This is a genomic window from Pyrinomonadaceae bacterium (assembly GCA_036277115.1).
Classification (GTDB): Bacteria; Acidobacteriota; Blastocatellia; order Pyrinomonadales; family Pyrinomonadaceae; genus UBA11740.
The window spans coordinates 236,977-250,369 of the sequence record DASUNM010000027.1 but is presented as its reverse complement, the minus strand read 5'-3'; the positions used below and the strand labels follow the sequence as shown (position 1 = coordinate 250,369).

General features: G+C 56.3%; 11 protein-coding genes. 9 read left to right on the top strand and 2 right to left on the bottom strand.

Translation table 11 applies throughout. The features are described 5' to 3' along the window. Positions 1-184 precede the first annotated feature (184 nt). From VFX97_17510 to VFX97_17475, 8 genes are all read left to right on the top strand, one after another. The gene (locus VFX97_17510; GenBank protein HEX5704999.1) at positions 185-1,831 is read left to right on the top strand and encodes a VWA domain-containing protein; all 1,647 of its coding nucleotides are present in this window, start codon (positions 185-187) and stop codon (positions 1,829-1,831) included. Positions 1,832-1,939: 108 nt separating this feature from the next. Further along, positions 1,940-3,034 carry a hypothetical protein gene (locus tag VFX97_17505; GenBank protein HEX5704998.1) on the top strand — a complete coding sequence of 365 codons (1,095 nt, stop codon included), beginning with the start codon at positions 1,940-1,942 and terminating at the stop codon, positions 3,032-3,034. Between the two features lie 77 nt (positions 3,035-3,111). Next, the gene (gene gatB, locus VFX97_17500) at positions 3,112-4,587 is read left to right on the top strand and encodes an Asp-tRNA(Asn)/Glu-tRNA(Gln) amidotransferase subunit GatB (protein HEX5704997.1); all 1,476 of its coding nucleotides are present in this window, start codon (positions 3,112-3,114) and stop codon (positions 4,585-4,587) included. Between the two features lie 101 nt (positions 4,588-4,688). Beyond that, positions 4,689-5,411: an SDR family oxidoreductase gene (locus VFX97_17495; GenBank protein HEX5704996.1), complete on the top strand. Its 723-nt coding sequence runs from the start codon at positions 4,689-4,691 to the stop codon at positions 5,409-5,411. A gap of 72 nt (positions 5,412-5,483) precedes the next feature. Next, a complete protein-coding gene (locus tag VFX97_17490; GenBank protein HEX5704995.1) occupies positions 5,484-6,107 on the top strand; it encodes a DUF4337 domain-containing protein in 624 nt (207 codons plus the stop codon). 6 nt (positions 6,108-6,113) lie between these two features. After that, on the top strand, positions 6,114-6,563 hold the full coding sequence (gene dtd / locus VFX97_17485) for a D-aminoacyl-tRNA deacylase (protein HEX5704994.1): 450 nt from the start codon (positions 6,114-6,116) through the stop codon (positions 6,561-6,563). A gap of 68 nt (positions 6,564-6,631) precedes the next feature. Continuing rightward, the gene (locus VFX97_17480) at positions 6,632-7,312 is read left to right on the top strand and encodes a peptidylprolyl isomerase (GenBank protein HEX5704993.1); all 681 of its coding nucleotides are present in this window, start codon (positions 6,632-6,634) and stop codon (positions 7,310-7,312) included. A gap of 183 nt (positions 7,313-7,495) precedes the next feature. After that, positions 7,496-7,969: a transposase gene (locus VFX97_17475; GenBank protein ID HEX5704992.1), complete on the top strand. Its 474-nt coding sequence runs from the start codon at positions 7,496-7,498 to the stop codon at positions 7,967-7,969. Between the two features lie 62 nt (positions 7,970-8,031). Here the strand turns inward: VFX97_17475 and VFX97_17470 are convergent, their stop codons facing one another. Both VFX97_17470 and VFX97_17465 read right to left on the bottom strand, forming a co-directional pair. After that, positions 8,032-9,033, bottom strand: a complete 1,002-nt coding sequence (locus VFX97_17470) for an alpha/beta fold hydrolase (GenBank protein ID HEX5704991.1) — start codon at positions 9,031-9,033, stop codon at positions 8,032-8,034. Positions 9,034-9,546: 513 nt separating this feature from the next. Beyond that, complete coding sequence (locus VFX97_17465) at positions 9,547-9,945, bottom strand: DUF6335 family protein (GenBank protein HEX5704990.1); 399 nt, start codon at positions 9,943-9,945, stop codon at positions 9,547-9,549. A 463-nt stretch (positions 9,946-10,408) separates the two neighbouring features. Between VFX97_17465 and VFX97_17460 the strand changes: the two genes are divergently transcribed. Then, positions 10,409-13,342, top strand: coding sequence for an aconitate hydratase (locus tag VFX97_17460; protein ID HEX5704989.1), 2,934 nt, complete (start codon positions 10,409-10,411; stop codon positions 13,340-13,342). Positions 13,343-13,393: the final 51 nt, after the last annotated feature.

Here is a 13,393-nt window from a genome sequence, read left to right as displayed (position 1 = left end):
TTCCGCAATTGATGAAGTGCCAGGGGTTTTTCGTGAACCCGCGGATTCTACATCAAACTGACACAGCGATAACAGACTTTTCTTTACGTTAGAACAGGAATCTTTGCGTCGCTTGATCTTTAATCCTAATCGGGGAGTATAATGCGGCCCCAATCTCGAACAATTCGGTCAAGGGGGTAGCGACATGAAGTCATTGGTCGCTTGCTTGCTCGTCCTCGCCACGTTTGCCACGGGACTTGGCCAACGCCAAAACCCGAGGCGGTCCCAGAACAACACAGCTCCGGCAACGCCGACGATCCGGATCTGCCAGGGTGTGCCAATTCCTGACGGTTACGTCATCGTGGGTTACCTGACGTCCGCAGCCTGTCCGCATGGCTCGTACGTTCTGAAAAAAGTGAATTCATACGAGAGCTCGTTAGGGGTGAATCGAAACTCATCGGACGCGAAAACCTCTTCCGTCACCGCGAGCGATCCGGACAACAAACCCCGGCCGGCGAGGCCCTCGACTGACAAGGGCACACGAAGCTCGGTGAAACGATCAACCTCGCCCGCGCCGTCTAACAACTCAACGCAACTTTCAACGAGTTCGCCAGCGCCTGGCGGGAGTGCCGCCTCTGCATCGCGCCCGCGCGTCGTAGGTACGCGCAAGACGGACAATCAAACAGCGAAAGCGCTTGTCAGCACGTCGCAATCACAGGATGAGGAAATTGGACCGCCGACGTTGAGTGGCGCCGACCCGGTGCGACCAACAGGGCCACCGACACTGGCGAAGGCGGGTTCTCAGCCGCAGACCTCGAACACGACGGAGGTTAATGATCCGGCGGCCGAACCCACCGCGGAAGAGCTCAGTGAAGGCGATGTCCTGCGCGTTGACACAACGCTGGTAACGGTTCCGGTAAGTGTTCTCGACCGCCAGGGACGCTTCATCCCGAACCTCAAGCGCGAAGATTTCACGCTGCTCGAGAACGGCAACGAACAATCGATCGCGTTCTTCGAGACAGCCGAAAAGCCTTTCACGGTCGCGCTCGTGCTCGACACTTCGGCATCGACCCAGTTCAAGTTGTCGGAGATCAAAGCGGCAGCACTCGAATTCGCGAAGCAACTGCGGCCGCAGGATCGCGTGCTGCTTGTCACTTTCAACAGTGAAGTGCTTCTGCTCACCGACCCGACAAACGATTTGGAACTCATCGCGCAGACGATCGAAGAATTTGTGCATAGCGGGACGGCGACGCGCTTGTACGACGCGGTGAACCTCACGATCGCCGAACGCTTGAACCGGATCAAAGGTCGCAAAGCGATCGTACTCTTCACCGACGGGGTCGATACGGCGAGTCAGCAGGCTTCGTATCAAAGCACTTTGGAGCAAGTCGAAGAGTTGGACGCGCTCATCTATCCAGTTCAATACGACACCAGCGATTACATGCGTGCGATGCAAGGCAGCGGTCAGGGTACCGTAACTACTACGACGACGCGGCGAGGCATTTTTGGATCGTCCAGCTCGACGCAAACTTACAGCGCGCCCGCGAACAACGGCGCGCCCCTGCCCGGCACAACCAAGGAAGATTACGATCGGGCGAATCTCTATTTGCACGCGCTGGCCGACAAGTCCGGCGGCCGTCTTTACCAGGCGAACGACACGCGGCAGCTAGCTGATTCATTCTCGCGCATCGCTGAAGAGTTGCGCCGGCAATACACGCTTGGCTATTACCCGAAGACTGCGAGCGTGGCCGATGGAGAACGTCGCGCGATTCGTGTGCGCGTGCGCCAACCGAACCTTGCGGTGAAGGCGCGCAACAGTTACGTGAGGTCTTCACCGAGTCAGAACAAGTAATTGCGGATCCACCAACGTCCGGCTGAGTGCGGCGGCCCCAAAATTGGCGGAGTTAGAAAGGCGGTACTTATCATGCTCAGGCATCGTTTGTTGGAAACAGGGGTCCCCGTGCGTTCACTTCTCTTTAAATCAGGAATTGTTTGCGTGCTGATTTGCACGTTCGCAGTTGCGGCCAGCGCTTACACCCTCGTGTTTCGCAACGGCAACCGGATGGAAATACCTGACGAGTTCACCGTCACCAGAACGACTCTAACCTATGAAATCTCGCCCGGTTTTTCAAAAACCATACTGGTAAGTTTGATTGATATTAGCGCCACTGAACGCGCTAACAAGGAACCCTGGGGAAGTTTTTTCAAGCGCAGTCAGATTGCCCAACAGCGGGCCCAGGCTCAGCAAACCCTTGAGCCTTCTGCGCCGGCACCGCAGGCTACCAAGACCGTGACTAACAGCGACCTTGCTGCGATTCGGCAGCGGCGGCTTGAAAGCGAACAAGCGTACGAACAGCGCCGTCTGCAATTGGGGTTGCCGACTGTCGCCGAAACGCGCATGCGCCAGCAAGAAGATGAAAGGCTCTTCCGTTCCGGGCTACGCGATCGGGCGGCGGCCACCTCGCGCGAAGAATCTTACTGGCGGGGGCGCTCCCGCGAACTGCGCACTGAGATTGCCACGGTTGATAATCAACTCGACTACGTTCGGGCGCGCCTAACTGAAATTAATGAATCGTCGCGCGTTGCACCAAGCGTGACGCAGGTCTATCCGAACTGGCCCAATTATGATCCGTGGTCAAGGAATCGTCGTTGGGGCCGCCGCGGTCGCCCTCAGACAACTCCGCCGATCTTCGGACCGCCGCAATATCCTTACGGTTATCCCAACGGGCAATATCCAAATGGGTATCCGGGACAAAACCCTTACGGCTATCCTCAAGGCCAGTATCCTTACGGCTATCCAGGTCAGAATCCGTACGGATACCCGAACCAGAATCCCTATGGCTATCCGGGTCAGGGCCCTTACGGTTATCCGGGTCAGAATCCCTATGGCTATCCGACGGCGCCTTACGATACCGACAAGTCGATGCAACACGCGGATCTCACTCGTCGCATGGATGATTTGCTGATGCGACGGGCGGGATTGATGGCGCAATGGCAAGCGTTGGAAAACGAAGCGCGTGATGCGCGCGTGCCGCAGATTTGGCTTGAACCATGATCGCCAGTTGTCAGTAGTCCGTGGTCAGTTGTAAAAAGGAACGGCAGCGAATACAACTGACAACGGACAACTGACGAATGACTAACGTTTGGGAAACTATCATCGGGCTGGAAGTCCACGCCCAACTCAGCACCGAATCAAAAATTTTCTGCGGATGCTCGACGCGCTTCGGCGATGAGCCGAACGCGAACACGTGTCCGGTGTGCCTCGGTGTGCCGGGTGCGCTCCCCGTTTTGAATCGGCGGGTGATTGAGCTGGGCGCGCGCGCCGCTTTGGCGCTCGGACTTCAAATTCAGGAACGTTCGATCTTCGCGCGCAAGAATTATTTCTATCCCGACCTGCCGAAGGGCTACCAAATCTCGCAATATGATCAACCGTTCTCAATGAACGGCACGCTCGAAATCATGACGGCTGAACGTGACGAAGCCGGCCATGCGCGCGATTGGAAATCGATGACGGTCGGCATCACTCGGCTGCACCTTGAAGAAGACGCGGGCAAGAACGTGCATGAAGGATTGCCGGACGTCGATCGCTATTCCTACATCGATCTGAATCGCGCGGGCACGCCCCTGGCTGAAATTGTCACTGAGCCCGACTTCCGTTCGTCCTGGGAGGCCTACGATTACGTGAATCACGTGCGGCGCGCGTTGCAATGGGTCGGCGCATCCGAAGCGGACATGGAGAAGGGAAACCTCCGCTGCGAAGCGAACGTCTCAATTCGTCGCAAAGGCGACAAAGCGTTCGGCACGAAAGTGGAACTGAAAAACCTGAACTCGGTTCGTTTCATGCAGAAGGCGATCGAATTCGAAGTTGAGCGTCACATCAAGACGCTCGAGTCCGGCGGACAGCTGAGGCAGGAAACGCGTCTGTGGGATGAACGCGCGAACGAAACGCGGCCGATGCGTTCCAAGGAAGAGGCTCACGACTATCGTTATTTTCCTGAGCCTGATCTGCCGCCGCTTATCGTCAGCAGTGAGTTAATCGATCGGGTCCAGGCCTCAATGCCGGAATTACCAGGGCCGCGCGCGAAGCGCTTCACTGAACAGTACAGTTTGTCTTTCGCCGACGCGTCCCAACTCACAAGCGATCGTTCGCTCGCGGATTATTATGAAGCGGCGGTCGAAGCGAGTGGCGGTAATGCGCGCGCGACGACGAACTGGATTCGATCTGAGTTACTGCGCGAACTTGAGAACGCCGGCTTGAGCGCCGAAAAATCCCCGGTTCCGGCCGTCGAGCTCGGTGCGCTCGTCCGCATGATTGACGAAGGAACGATTAGTGGGAAGCAGGGCAAGGATGTTTTGGTTGAGATGTTTGCGACCGGCAAACCTGCTGCCGCCATCGTCGAAGAGCGCGGACTGATTCAAGTCAGCGATTCCGGCGAAATTGACGGCGTGATCGATGAAGTGATCGCGGCCAATCCGAAACAAGTCGAACAGTTTCGCGGTGGCAAAGAAGGTCTGTTTGGGTTCTTCGTCGGGCAGGTGATGAAGGCTTCAAAAGGAAAAGCAAACCCCAAGATTGTGAACGAGCGCCTGCGGGAAAAACTTAAATAACTCTCTGTGTCTCTGTGAGTCCTTTGTGCCTCTGTGGTGAAATCTTGTTATGAATGATTACCACAGAGACACAGAGATCACACCGAGGCACAAAGGCTTGGATGGATCTTAAAAACAAAACGGCAGTCATCACCGGCGGCACTAAAGGCATCGGCCGTGGCATCGCGGAAGCATTGATTCGCGAAGGCGTCTCGGTCTGCATCAGCGCTCGCCATCCAACCGAGCTCAACGACGCCGTCACCGAACTGAATCAGCTTAACAAAGGTCGCGCAGTCGGATTCGTGTGTGACGTTCGCGATTACGACCAGGTGAAAGGGTTGATCGCGCACACTATCGAGGAACTCGGCGGGCTCGACATTCTCATCAACAACGCCGGCATAGGCACTTTCAAGACACCGGTCGAGGAAACTCCGCCGGAAGATTTCCGTGCGGTGCTTGAGACGAATGTTTTCGGCGTCTTCTACTGTTGCCGTGAAGCAATTCCCGAGATGAAGCGGCGCGGTGGTGGCTACATCATCAACATTTCTTCGCTGGCGGGCGTGAACGCGCATCCACGCATGGCCGCCTACAACGCCTCAAAGTTTGGCTTGAACGGTTTTAGTGAAGCGTTGATGCAGGAGGTGCGGCACGACAACATCAAAGTCAGCTATGTCATGCCCGGGTCAGTGAACACTGAGTTCGGCGGCGACTCACCCAGCGCTGAGAAGAGTTGGCAATTACAACCCGAAGACATCGCGCGCGTCGTCCTCGATCTGCTACACCACGACGATCGCTCGCTGGTCAGCCGTGTCGAAATCCGGCCGAGTAAACCGCCGAAGAAATGATGGCATCAGCTCTGTTCGCATTGATGTCAGGTCTTGAGCGAACCAAAATTCACAACGGAACCAATAAAAACGATGGAAGCAAGTGACGCAGCCGAGCAAATAGTCGACGCCAAAGAAAAGGGCGACGAGAAGTTTAAGGGGCGGGCCGCCCTGATCATAGGCTTCATGGCTATGCTGCTGGCGATTACGAGTCTGGGCGGCGGCAATGTCCTTGAAGACATGATCGCCCACAACATTCACGCCAGCGACACCTGGGCCTTTTATCAAGCGAAGACGATTCGCCAGACGACGGTGCGTACTGCGGCGGATGATCTTGAAGTTGAATTGAAGACAAATCCTAATATGCCGGCCGACGCGCGCCAGGTGCTGGAAACGAAGATTAATGAGTACCGCAAGACCGCCGAGCGGTATGACGATGAGCCGGACAAAGCCGATCCTGGTAACCCTTTGAAGGGTGAAGGGCGCAAACAGCTAATGGCCCGCGCGCGTGACTTCGAAGCGCAACGTGAGATCGCGCAGAAGAAAGATCCGAACTTCGATTTTGCCGAGGCCCTGTTCCAAATTGCGATTGTGCTGGCATCCGTTTCCATCCTCGCAACTTCGCGTCGCATCCTGCAGTTTGCGGTAATCGCGGGTTTCGCGGCCACGCTCCTGATGATTAATGGCTACTTCCTGCTTCTGCCAAATCTCCTGTAGAACCCGATGCGAGCCGTGATCCAGCGCGTCACCCGCGCGAAAGTTACAGTCGATGGTGAGGTGGTTGGCGAGATCGGAACTGGTCTCGTCGTGCTGCTCGGGATCGCGCGCGACGACACAAAAGTCGAAGCAGCATACCTGGTTGATAAAATCGCGAACCTGCGCATCTTTGATGATGAAGAGGGCAAGATGAATTTGTCAGTCAAGGATGTGGGTGGCGCGTTGCTGATAATTTCGCAATTCACTCTGTACGGCGATGTGCGTCGTGGTTTGCGGCCGTCGTGGATAGAAGCAGCGTCGCCTGAAATCGCTGAGCCGCTCTACGATTTCTTTGTGCGCCAGGCGCGCGCAACAGTGGACGATGTGGCCACGGGAAAGTTTCAGGCTATGATGCAGGTTGAACTGGTGAACGACGGGCCCGTGACGATTCTGTTGGATAGCAACAAGCTGTTTTAGGAGCGCAGGCATCCCTGCCTGCGGTGCGCGGGCATCCTGCCCGCTTTCCGTGTCGAGGAGAAACCAAATTGTCGAGACGATTTTTTATTTTCGTATGTTGCGCCGCACTTGTCGGCTTGCTCACCGCTTGCCATCAATCAAAGACAAACACTAACGGCGCGAATTCGAACGCTAATTCGGGCGCCGCTTCGAACGTTAAGTCGGCAAAACCCGAACCCGACTCACAAGTCGCCGTGATCGAGACTGCCGACTATGGCCGAATCGTGATCGAGCTCTATCCGAATATCGCACCGCAGCACGTCGAACGATTCAAGAGACTGATCAACGAAAAGTTCTACGACGGGACGGCGATTCATCGCATCGATCAGGAACTGGGAATTATCCAGGGCGGCGATCCGCTGACCAAGACAGGCAGTGCGGCGATGTGGGGTACCGGTAATTCGCCTTATCCAAACGTAAAGGCTGAATTCAGCGACATCCCCTACGAACGCGGCACGCTCGGCGCAGCGCGCACCGGCGACATCGACGGCGCGAATTGTCAGTGGTTTATTACGCTGAAGAAGCAGCCGGCCTTCGACAAGCAGTACACAGTTTTCGGAAGAGTTGTTGACGGGATCAAGAATGCGGAAATCATCATGAGCGCGCCGACCGTGGAAGGAAGTCCGCGGCCCGCAGACAAGATTGTGATTACCAGTGTGACCTTGCAGCCACGGGTACATGCTCCGGCAACTCCATCCCCGACTCCGTAAGGAGCGCCCGCATCTTGCGGGCGGGTCGCGCGCATCCTGCGCGCATTTAAGTATGAAGACGGAACTCTCACTAGACCCCTCGCCAACTTTAGGCTGGCACAGCCGCGGCTACCTTCCACACTTTGACGGCGGGCAACTCGCGCAATTCATTACGTTCAGACTCTACGATTCGCTTCGCGCGACGTGATTGTTGGTTGGAAACAAGATCTGAAGCTCGAACAAAGCGGCGAAGCCGCAGCGATATTCCGACGCAGGATTGAAGTTTATCTCGATCAGGGCTGTGGTAGTTGCTACCTAAAGAGTCCTGACGTCGCAAAAATGGTCGAGAAGGCGCTGTTATTTCACGACGTCAGGAAATACAAATTATCCGCCTGGGTTGTCATGCGGAACCACGTGCACATCTTGGCCACACCAGCGGCTGGGTACGGTCTGGCGAAAATCATGCACTCGATCAAATCATTTACTTCGAATGAGGCGAACAAAATGCTCGACCGGGCCAGGCGCTTTTGGCAGAAGGAATACTTCGATCGGTTTATTCGGAATCCAACCCAGTTCGCGAGCACCGTCGCGTACATCGACAACAATCCATTCAAAGCGAATCTCTGTGACCGTCCGGAGGATTGGCCGTTCAGCAGTGCTAGGTTACGGAAGAAATGAGTGCGCAGGCAGGATGCCTGCGAACCGCCCGCAAGGATGCGGGCGCTCCGATGCGGGCGCTCCTACATCTTCGGAAACAAGACCGGCAATGCAGCTTCTGAGGTAAACACGCAGCGCGCGTTGTGACCGCACAGGGGAACCACGACCACCTGATGCGGGGCGTTGTATTTCGCTTTCACGTAGGCTGCGTACGCCTGGCCGCGAGCAAGTCGCGTCGGGCCCTGCGCCATCGCCGGACATGACGAATCAAACCCGGCGAGCGGCAGAACATCCAATTCACCTAACAAGTAAGTCATCGGCCGCGCGGCCATCTGTTTCTTCAACTGATCGTCGGGAATCTTCGAGGCATAGCCCGTTCGGTTCTTAAACCCATAGGGCCAATTGTCGTACGTCGTGCAGTTGCGCGCTTCGCCGAATGGCCGCTGTTCGTTGTTCGCTCCGGCAGGCCGTTCCGGATCCAGGTACGAATAGCTCGATGGGTTCGAAACAACGTAAGTGATGGGAACGCCGGCGGAATCGTGAATCTGATTGGCCATCCCGTAGCGCGTGGCGAACTGACCACCGGCAGAGTGGCCGGAGATAACGATCGATTTTAAGTTCGGAAAGTTCTCTTTGCGCGTCAGCGCCCGCACGATCGCGTCCATAAAGTCATACGACGTGAGTTGTCCGTTGTTGGTCGCCACGCCGCCCGAACGCCAACTGTCCCCGCCGCACGGCCAATTGACTTCATTCGCCGCCAGCGTGTCCGGGCACCCGCCGTTGTTCGAAGCGAAGCGCGGCGAGATCGCGATCGTGTTCTCAAGGGCGTTCGCGAGGAAGGTGGCCGCCAGCGTCGTCCGAAAATAATTATCGGCGTCACGTCCTGCGCCATGAACGACAATCAGCGCCCGCGTAATTTTTTCGTTTTTCTTATCCAGCGGATAATTGCTGTAAACGAGTGAGCGAGATTCGCCGCCGAGCTTCACCCAACGCGTGCATTCCGGCGTCGCGGACGTGCAGGGTTGCGCGGCCACCGTCGATGCAAAGCCAAAAATGATGAAGGAAAGAACAAACAGGTTGCGCATGGTGAAGGAGCATAAACATCGCAGAAGGTTTGATCAAGAGAGTCTTGCCCAGAAAGCCGGGGGTGAGCGAAAACTCTTCGAGCTGCGTAGCAGCGGTCTTAGCTAAGCCAAGGCGATGCTTTGCGAGCCTTGGGAAACCATGCCCGTTATAGACCAGCGGAGCCCGCGAAGCGGGCGACATCTCAGTCCCGAGTTTGAGTCTCGAGTCAGAGCCAACGCGAAGCCTCGTTGAGGGACCCATTCTGAAGAGAAATCTTGCTAGCGCTCTTCCGATAACCTAACTCAAGGTCGCCGCTCCGAGGCTCCTTCAATTTTACTAACGCTCGCAACCCAAGGCTCGCAAGGCCTCGCCTTGGGCTTAAATACATCCGCTGCTCCTTGGGCTTAAATACATCCGCTGCTTTCGCAGCTTCGTTGAATATTGTCAGACAGATCTTGCGGCGTGAAATTACACTTCGTCGCGTATGGTGCGCACGCCTCTGGCGTGCAGCATGCCGGAGGCATGGGTACGATTTAGATCATATCGTCGCGTGTCTTGGATTGCTCTTCCAGTTCGTATCGATCGCGATCCCGCTTTTCAATCTTCTCGAGAAAGTCGAGTTCTTCGTTGTCTTCAAAACTAACGCCGATCGCCTTGGCATTTTCTTCGACGAGGGATTGATCCGGAGTCGGACTGTCGCCGGCAAAGGTTTCTGAGCCGGCGTTGTTTACATCTTCCCAGTCCGCGTCCAGGTCGCCACCTGTGTCCGCGGGCGATGCCGCGGTGTTGTTGTGCAGGCGTTGCGCCAACAATTCCGGATCTTTCGGCGCGTGCGCAATCTCTTCTTCCATGAATTCTTCGATTTCCGGATCCGGTACGAAGTTTGGATCGTTGCTCAAGTATTCGAAAGCTTCCGGCGTTTTCTTCGGCATGATGAACTCTCCGTTCAATAGAACATTGCGGACGATTCTCTGTTCAGAATCGGTCACATGATTAAAGTGTTAAGGGGGATTGAAACTCATCGGACTATAACAAATGGTCACACGGGACGGCAAAGAGGGTTAAAGATCTCTTGGGGAAAACTAATTTTCATTCACACCTCGCTTCAGCGAGGTGGTTGGGGAGCCTGTTTATTCTCAGCCGTTTCAACGGCTTCAATGAAACCGTTAAAACGGTTCAGCACCATGTGGTCAGCCGATCACACCTCGCTGAACCGAGGTGTGAATGAGAAAGCGCGTGCTTGACGATTGCTGATCGCGCTCCTAAAATTGAATTTGAATTACCCAAACAAAACGTTTCGCGCGAGAAGCTTTGACGCTTTTCTTCGTCCTTGTGCGTGCACATTGCGCACGAATCGTCCGCCACAAGCGGGCGCTCTGCAAACTCTGAGAACCTATGCCGCATAATCTCTTCAACACGCTTCAATCATTCGCACCAACTTCGGGAACCAAAGGCCAGTTCTATTCATTGCCGCAACTGGAAAAGGAAGGCGTCGGTCCGGTTTCCAAGCTGCCGGTAAGCATTCGCATCGTCCTGGAATCCGTGCTGCGCAACTTCGATGGCAACAAGATCACCGAAGAAGACGTGCGCGCCATCGCTAATTGGAAACCGAATGACGAACGGACGGAAGAAGTGCCGTTCGTGGTCGCGCGCGTGTTGCTTCAGGATTTTACCGGCGTCCCTTTGCTGGTCGATCTCGCGGCGATGCGTTCGGCGGTGACGCGGCTTAACAAGAATCCCGCGATTATTGAGCCGCTCGTGCCGGTCGATCTCGTCATCGATCATTCGGTGCAGGTGGACTACTCGAGCACCGGCGACGCGTTCCGCAAAAACATGGAGGTGGAGTTCAAGCGGAACAACTCGCGCTATCAGTTTCTGAAGTGGGGCATGCAGGCGTTTGACGGTTTTCGCGTGATTCCGCCGGGCATCGGCATCTGTCACCAGGTGAATCTCGAATATCTCGCCCAATGCGTTTGGGAAAAGTTCGGCGTTTACTATCCCGACAGCGTCGTCGGAACTGATTCGCACACCACGATGATCAATGGTCTCGCCGTTGTCGGCTGGGGGGTCGGCGGCATTGAAGCCGAAGCGGCCATGCTGGGCCAGCCGGTCTACTTTCTGACGCCGGACGTCGTGGGCGTGCACATGAGCGGCCAGTTGCGCGAAGGCGTGACGGCAACTGATCTGGTGCTCGCGGTGACTGAGATGTTGCGCAAAGCAAAGGTTGTCGGCAAGTTCGTTGAGTTTCACGGCGATGGCGCCGCGTCGCTATCGGTAGTCGATCGGGCCACGATTGCGAACATGTCGCCGGAGTACGGCGCGACGATGGGCTACTTTCCGCCTGACGAACAGACCTGTGCGTATCTGAAAGCGACCGGTCGAGAAGATGCGCAGGTGGACGCGGTGTGCAATTACTTCAAAGCCCAGGGCATGTTCGGCATGCCGCGCAAAGGTGAAATTGCTTACAGCACTTTGCTCGAGCTCGACCTCGACACGATCGTGCCAAGCGTGGCCGGTCCGAAGCGGCCGCAGGATCGAATTCCACTGCCGGACTTGAAGAACAGCTTCATCAATCTGTTGCAGCAGGATGCGAAGTCAGGCGGTTACGGCAAGCCTTACGGCGAAATCAACGTGCGCTACGCGGCGGACATCGGCGCGTCAGCGCACTCCACAGTGGTTGCCGGCGGTGGCGAACAGCGGGCGGTGACGCCTCTGCCGGTCGCGGGGGTAACGAGCGCGAAAGACACCAGCACCAAAGACACGAGCGTCTGGACGGAAACGGAAATGGTCAACAACCGTCCGACGCCCGACCGCGTTCACGAAGTCTTGCCGGAAGAGTTTCCCAAGGCGCACGTCGATCTCGGCCACGGCGACGTCTTGATCGCGGCGATCACTTCGTGCACGAACACTTCGAATCCGAGCGTAATGCTGGCGGCGGGACTACTCGCGAAGAAGGCGGTCGAGAAGGGCCTGAAAGTTCGGCCCACGGTGAAGACTTCACTCGCACCGGGCTCACGGGTGGTGACCGATTACCTTGAGAAGACCGGTTTGCAGCCTTACCTCAATCAGCTTGGCTTCAATCTGGTCGGCTACGGCTGCACGACCTGCATCGGCAATTCGGGCCCGCTCGATCCGGTGATTGAAGACATCGTCACCGATCACGATCTGATCGCGGCCAGCGTGCTTTCCGGCAATCGCAATTTCGAAGCGCGTGTGCACCAGAGCTTAAAAGCGAATTTTCTGATGAGCCCGCCCCTCGTCGTCGCGTTCGCGCTGGCGGGCACGGTGGAAAAGGATTTGTCGAAAGATTCGCTGGGGCAGGGAAACGATGGCGAAGATGTTTTTCTGAGCGACATCTGGCCGACAACCGAAGAAATCGGCGCACTGTTGCGCGAAGCGATGGATCCCGAAACCTATCGGCGTCTGTACAGCAGCTTCGCCGATCAGAATCCGATGTGGAACTCGATTCCGACGACGAGTGGGCTCACCTATCAGTGGGATACGCACTCGACTTACATTCAGGAACCGCCTTTCTTCGCTGGTTTCGGCGCCGATGTGGGCGAGATGGAAGACATTCATGGCGCGCGGCCCCTCGCGATCTTTGGCGATTCAGTTACCACGGATCACATCAGTCCCGCGGGCGCGATCAAAGCGACTTCGCCCGCCGGCGTTTATCTGCAACAGAAGCGCGTTGATGTGCAGGACTTCAATAGCTACGGCGCGCGACGCGGCAATCACGAAGTGATGATGCGCGGCACATTCGCGAACGTACGCATCAAGAACCTGATGGTGCCGGGGACGGAAGGCGGCGTTACCCTTTATTGGCAGAACCCCGAAGCCGAGCCTGAGCGCATGAGCATCTATGACGCGGCCATGAAGTATCAGAGCGAAGGCAAGCCGCTTATCGTGATCGCCGGACAGGAGTACGGCACCGGCTCTTCACGTGATTGGGCCGCGAAAGGCACACTTCTGTTGGGAGTGAAGGCCGTCATCGCACAAAGCTTCGAACGCATTCATCGCAGCAACCTGGTCGGCATGGGCGTCCTGCCTTGCCAGTTCAAAGAGGGCGTCAGCGCCCAGACATTGAATCTCGATGGGACTGAGACGTTTGATATCTCGGGCCTGGAAGCCTCTGATTCTGGATCGCAAAACGTTGAAGTCCGACCGCGTCAGGACGTGCTGCTGACGATCCATCGCGCCGATGGATCACAAGAACAGGTTCCAGTCATCCTGCGCATCGATACCCCAATTGAGATCGATTACTACCTGCACGGCGGAATTTTGCCGTACGTTCTGAGGCAATTGTTGGCGGGCACGACGGGGTTCTGAGAACGTAGCGTCCGCCTGAGACCGTGCCGCGCTTGTTTCGGAAGTCAAGAG

What these genes read in the sequence shown, in the direction of transcription:
- VFX97_17495 (HEX5704996.1), top strand. Translation starts at nt 4,689, where the DNA reads ATGGATCTTAAAAACAAAACGGCAGTCATCACCGGCGGCACTAAAGGC.
- VFX97_17490 (HEX5704995.1), top strand. Translation starts at nt 5,484, where the DNA reads ATGGAAGCAAGTGACGCAGCCGAGCAAATAGTCGACGCCAAAGAAAAG.
- gatB (HEX5704997.1), top strand. Translation starts at nt 3,112, where the DNA reads ATGACTAACGTTTGGGAAACTATCATCGGGCTGGAAGTCCACGCCCAA.
- VFX97_17465 (HEX5704990.1), bottom strand. Translation starts at nt 9,945, where the DNA reads ATGCCGAAGAAAACGCCGGAAGCTTTCGAATACTTGAGCAACGATCCA.
- dtd (HEX5704994.1), top strand. Translation starts at nt 6,114, where the DNA reads ATGCGAGCCGTGATCCAGCGCGTCACCCGCGCGAAAGTTACAGTCGAT.
- VFX97_17510 (HEX5704999.1), top strand. Translation starts at nt 185, where the DNA reads ATGAAGTCATTGGTCGCTTGCTTGCTCGTCCTCGCCACGTTTGCCACG.
- VFX97_17470 (HEX5704991.1), bottom strand. Translation starts at nt 9,033, where the DNA reads ATGCGCAACCTGTTTGTTCTTTCCTTCATCATTTTTGGCTTTGCATCG.
- VFX97_17460 (HEX5704989.1), top strand. Translation starts at nt 10,409, where the DNA reads ATGCCGCATAATCTCTTCAACACGCTTCAATCATTCGCACCAACTTCG.